Source organism: Collinsella aerofaciens (genome assembly GCF_039752985.1).
Classification (GTDB): Bacteria; Actinomycetota; Coriobacteriia; order Coriobacteriales; family Coriobacteriaceae; genus Collinsella; species Collinsella aerofaciens_BT.
Genome location: NZ_JBDMHA010000094.1, coordinates 1 through 4,724, shown reverse-complemented (window position 1 = coordinate 4,724; position 4,724 = coordinate 1). Strand labels below are relative to the sequence as shown.

Sequence of the window (4,724 nt, the reverse complement as noted above, 5' to 3'; positions counted from 1 at the left end):
GTTCTACGAACCGCGTAACCAGTTGACGCTGCGCGCCGCCCAGGACGACAATTTGTCATTCAAAAGGCGAGGCATGACCAGAAGGTCTATGCCTCGCCTTTTTCATGCCAACTTGTTCGTCCTGGACGTCGCTCGCTGTCCATCCTCTACCTGCGTCGTCCCCATGGTGCGGCACTTGTAGTCATTGGGGACGTTCTTAAATGACCAGGCGGCAGTTGGGGACACTCCTTGTGGCAGCGTTGCATCGAGTGCTTGGGAAACCGCGACCCGGTTTTTGGCCGAATAGTGGGTCGCGGTTTCCGGATGGGGTTGGTTGCGGAAAGTGCGACCCGGAATATTGCTCTGAAACGGGATGCGGTTTCCCTGATGCGCCTCAAACGGAAAGCGCATCCCATTCCGGAGCTCCAAAACGGGATGCGCTTTCCGCGCGGAAGAATTGTCGCAGCTGCGTTAAGCAGTGTCGCTCGTTACTCGCCCAGAATCAGCGCCGCTAGCTCGTTCTGGGTGTCCACCACGTAGTCGGCGCCGGCGGCCTCCAGCTCTGCGCGGCCGCGGAAGCCCCAGCTGACGCCTGCGCTCTTAAGGCCGGCGTTGTGGCCGGTCAGAACATCGACATTGGAATCGCCCACATAGAGCGTGGTTGCCGGATCGGCGCCCAGCTCCTTCATCACATGCAGCGTGACGGGTGCCTCGGGCTTGGGCGGAAACGCATCGACACGGCCCTGTACCAGTGCAAAGCGCTCGGAACCAAAATACTTCTCGATAAGCGGGGCTGCCGAAATATGATCCTTGTTGGTGAGCACGGCAAGCTGAACGCCCGCAGCGCGCAGACGGTCGAGCATCTCAATCGTGCCGGCGTAGGGAGCGGTGTGGTCCTCCTTGTGCTCGCCGTAGTAAGCCCTAAACTCGGCAAGCGTCTGCTCAAACATACGGCTGTCGCCTGCATACTCGGCGGGCATAAAGCGCTCGACCAGCTTAAGCATGCCGTTTCCCACTTTGTAGCGGTACTCGTCCACGGCAAACGTGGGCCAGCCGTGCATCTCGCAGGTGTGGTTGCCGGCGGCCGCCAGGTCCTCAATCGTGTTGAGAAGGGTGCCGTCTAAATCAAAAATCACATGGTAAAAAGCTGCTGCCATGGGTGCTCCCGTCATTGGGTTTCAAAACGCACCCCATAATACTGGGCTTCCGCGTTGGGCGCGCTTGGAATCTGAACATCTCCAGGGATATCAAGCCGCATCGCGCCGACCGTGCGGTTCCGCCCTAGCAAATTCTCGGCAGCTGCTCTCCCACGAGCATGTCGAGGATACGAGTCGAGCCCCAGCCGGTGCGCACGCGCACGGCGGGACGGGCGCCTGACTCAAGCGGCAGCACGCGGCCGATGATGGCGGCATTCTCGCCGTAGCGGGCGGCGCGCATGGCGCTCAGCGCGGCATCGGCTTGCTCGGCCGGCACGACGGCAACCATCTTGCCCTCGTTTGCCACCTGCAGCACATCGTAGCCGAGCATCTCGCAGGCGGCCTGCACGTCGGGACGCACGGGCACGGCATCCTCGTCGATCTCCATGGCAACGCCGCTGGCCTGCGCAAACTCGTTGAGCGTCGAGGCCAGGCCACCGCGCGTGGGGTCGCGGAAGCAGCGTGTGTCGGGTGCTGCGGAAAGCACATCGGCAATCAGGTGGTTGAGCGGCGCGGCGTCGCTTTCGATGGTGCTCGAAAACGCCAGACCCTCGCGTTGGCTCATGATAGCGATGCCGTGGTCGCCCAGTGTACCCGAGACCAGGATGACATCGCCGGGCTGGCAGTTTGCGCCGCTGAGCGCCACGCCCGCAGGCACCTCGCCCACGCCGGCGGTATTGATATAGACGCCGTCGGCCCCGCCGCGCTCGACCACCTTGGTGTCGCCCGTGATTATGGACACGCCCGCCTCGTGCGCCGTCTCGGCCATCGTCTGCACAATCTGGCGGAGCCTATCCATGGGATAGCCCTCTTCGAGGATAAAGCCGCACGACAGGTAGCGCACGTTGGCGCCCGAGGTCGCGACGTCGTTGACGGTTCCGCACACGGCGAGGCGGCCGATGTTGCCACCGGGGAAGAACTGCGGCGAGACTACAAAGCTGTCGGTCGACATGGCGATGCGCCCGCTCGCGGGCAGCGCGGCGACGCCGGCATCGTTGCCTTCGAGCAGCTCGGGCGACCCAAAGGCATCCAAAAAGACCTCATCGATGATGCGCTTCATCATCTGTCCGCCGGAGCCGTGGCCCAACAGGACGGTGCTATCGGTGATGCTATGGGACATATCCAAAACTCCAATCGTGGGAGGTGTCAGTGCGCGGGGGCGTTCGGGCTAGACTCGGTAACGGTAGTACGCCGCGCAGCTGCCTTCGGAACTCACCATGCACGGGCCGACGGGGTGCTCGGGCGTGCAGGTGCGGCCAAAGAGCGGGCAGCTGCTCGGCGTAATGGCTCCGCGCAGCACGTCGCCGCAGCGGCATCCGCGCGGCTCAACCGTCGGCTCAACGGGCACGTCAAAGCGAACGCGGGCATCAAAGCGCGAGAACTCGGGGCGGATGGAAAGGCCCGAGTTGGCAATCGGCCCCAGCCCGCGCCACGTGGTGTCGCATGGCTCAAACACCTGCTCGACCAGCTGGCGCGCCACGGGGTTGCCGTCTGCGTTGACGCCACGGCGGTAGGCGTTGTCAATCGCCGGCCTGTCCTCGACAACCATCTGGACCAGCATGCAGATGCCCTGCAGGATATCGACCGGTTCAAATCCCGTGACCACGCCCGGGGTATTGAATTCGTCGACCAAAAAGCTAAAGGGCGCCAAGCCCGTGATGGTGGCGACGTGTCCCGGCAGGATAAAGCCGTCGATGGCGGTCTCGGGATCGTTAGCGATGGCGCGCAACGCCGGCGGCGTGGTCTTGTGGGCGCAATAGACCGAGAAGTTCAAAAGCCCGCGCGCTTCGGCCTCCAAGATGGCGGCGGCGATGGTGGGCGTTGTGGTCTCAAAGCCCACGCCCATAAAAATAACCGGGCGATCGGGGTTTTGCTCGGCAATGTCGAGTGCATCGAGCGGGGAGTACACAATGCGAATGTCACGCCCTGCCGCCTTTTGTGCAGCGAGCGAGGTGGACGATCCGGGCACGCGCATCATGTCGCCAAAGGTGGTGATGATGGCGCCGTCTATGTTGGCGAGCGCGATTGCGTGGTCGATGTCGCGGTTGGCGGTGACGCAGACGGGGCAGCCCGGGCCGCTCAGCAGCTTGAGCCCGGCCGGCATAATGGAGCGAAAGCCATAGCGCCCGATGCTCACGGTATGCGTGCCGCAGACTTCCATAAGGTTGATGGCGCGGTCGCCGACAAGCTCATGAATGCGCTCGATGAGCTCGCGAGCCAGCTTGGGATCGCGGAATGCCGAGAAATCGATACCGGAGCGCGCCGGCTGCTCGGGCGCCACTAGTAAGCCTCCGCCGGGTTGGTGGTCAGCTGGTCTTCTTCGACCAGCTCGGACATGGCATTAACAAGCTCGAGCGTTTCCTGTGCTTCCTGCTCGTCGACAATCTGGATGCCAAAGCCGGCGTGTACGAGAATATAGTCGCCAACCTGCGCCGTCGGCACGAGTCGTAGCGACACGGGGCGCTCGATGCCCATCATGTCGACGGTGGCCTTGAGGTCGTCGTCGCGTTTGACTACTTTACCGGGAACGGCAAGGCACATATTGTTCCCCTTTTAGACGCTTTGCGCTGGATAGGCGCTCAATAATCCATCAGTTGATGGTAGCGCTCGCGGGGTTTGCGGGCAAACGCGTTACGCCTGTGAGACGGCTGGGCACAGCGGCGTGTGAGGGCGAGTTACTGCGATGCAATCTGCGCAAGACGAGCGCTTGCGACCGCCGCCTGACCGTAGGCGATGCAGCCGTCATTGACGGGTACGGTGTGGGGGACCAAGACAGCAAGGCCCGCGTATTTGAGCTCGCGGGTGAGGAGCTGGAGCAGAAGTCGGTTCATGAACACGCCGCCCGAGAGCGCGACGGTGCCAATGCCCTCGCGCGCGCAGATTTCGGTGGCGATGCGCGCCGAGGAGCGCGCGACGGCGACATGGAAGTCGAGTGCGAGCCTGTCGGCGGGCGCTCCGGCTTCAATTCCCTCCAAAAGTGCCTCAAAGAGTGCTTTCTGGTCCAGAACATAAGGGCCGTCCAACCACGATGGGCCAGATGCGAAATAGCCGGCGCTGTCGTCGGGAAAATGGGCGATTTCGTCGTCCAGCGCATGCCAGGCGGCGGCTTCGAGCTCGATGGCGGGTTCGCCCTCGTAGGTTGCCTTGTCGCAAATGCCCAAAATCGCGGCTGCGGCATCAAACAGGCGACCCATACTGCTGGTGCGCGGACTGTTGATGCCGCGCTCGATCATCGTTGCCGTTATGCTGCGCGTTTGCTCGTCAAGGCTGTTCAAGAGCCCCGCAGCGCCCGGGTGCTCGAGCAGGTCGAGCTCGCTGAGCAGGGCAAAGGCGTTGCGGCGGGCATCGTGTACGGATGCGGCGCCACCGGGAAGCGCCCAGGTGCGCAAATGCGCGGCGCGCTCAAAGCCGCCAAGGCTGGCAACAAGAAACTCGCCGCCCCAAATGGTCCCATCGGTGCCGGCGCCGGTGCCGTCAAAGGCGATGCCAAGGACGCGCGCGTCGGTTGTAAGCTGGCCCGCGGCGATGGCCTCGGCCATTACGCTCGCG

General features: G+C 63.3%; 5 protein-coding genes. All 5 read right to left on the bottom strand.

Annotation, left to right across the window (positions count from 1 at the left end; translation table 11 throughout):
• Positions 1 to 467 precede the first annotated feature (467 nt).
• On the bottom strand, positions 468 to 1,136 hold the full coding sequence (locus ABHR76_RS09450) for an HAD family hydrolase (protein WP_346977521.1): 669 nt from the start codon (positions 1,134 to 1,136) through the stop codon (positions 468 to 470).
• 124 nt (positions 1,137 to 1,260) lie between these two features.
• Positions 1,261 to 2,295, bottom strand: coding sequence for a hydrogenase expression/formation protein HypE (gene hypE, locus ABHR76_RS09445; RefSeq protein ID WP_346977519.1), 1,035 nt, complete (start codon positions 2,293 to 2,295; stop codon positions 1,261 to 1,263).
• A gap of 48 nt (positions 2,296 to 2,343) precedes the next feature.
• Positions 2,344 to 3,456 (bottom strand): hydrogenase formation protein HypD, encoded by a 1,113-nt coding sequence (gene hypD / locus ABHR76_RS09440; RefSeq protein ID WP_225094105.1) that lies wholly within the window; start codon positions 3,454 to 3,456, stop codon positions 2,344 to 2,346.
• Positions 3,456 to 3,716, bottom strand: coding sequence for a HypC/HybG/HupF family hydrogenase formation chaperone (locus ABHR76_RS09435; RefSeq protein ID WP_055310039.1), 261 nt, complete (start codon positions 3,714 to 3,716; stop codon positions 3,456 to 3,458). The genes hypD and ABHR76_RS09435 overlap by 1 nt, the downstream gene beginning before the upstream one ends.
• Before the next feature lie 134 nt (positions 3,717 to 3,850).
• Positions 3,851 to 4,724: Kae1-like domain-containing protein (locus ABHR76_RS09430; protein ID WP_488212536.1), on the bottom strand; the 874-nt coding region annotated here is incomplete at its 5' end.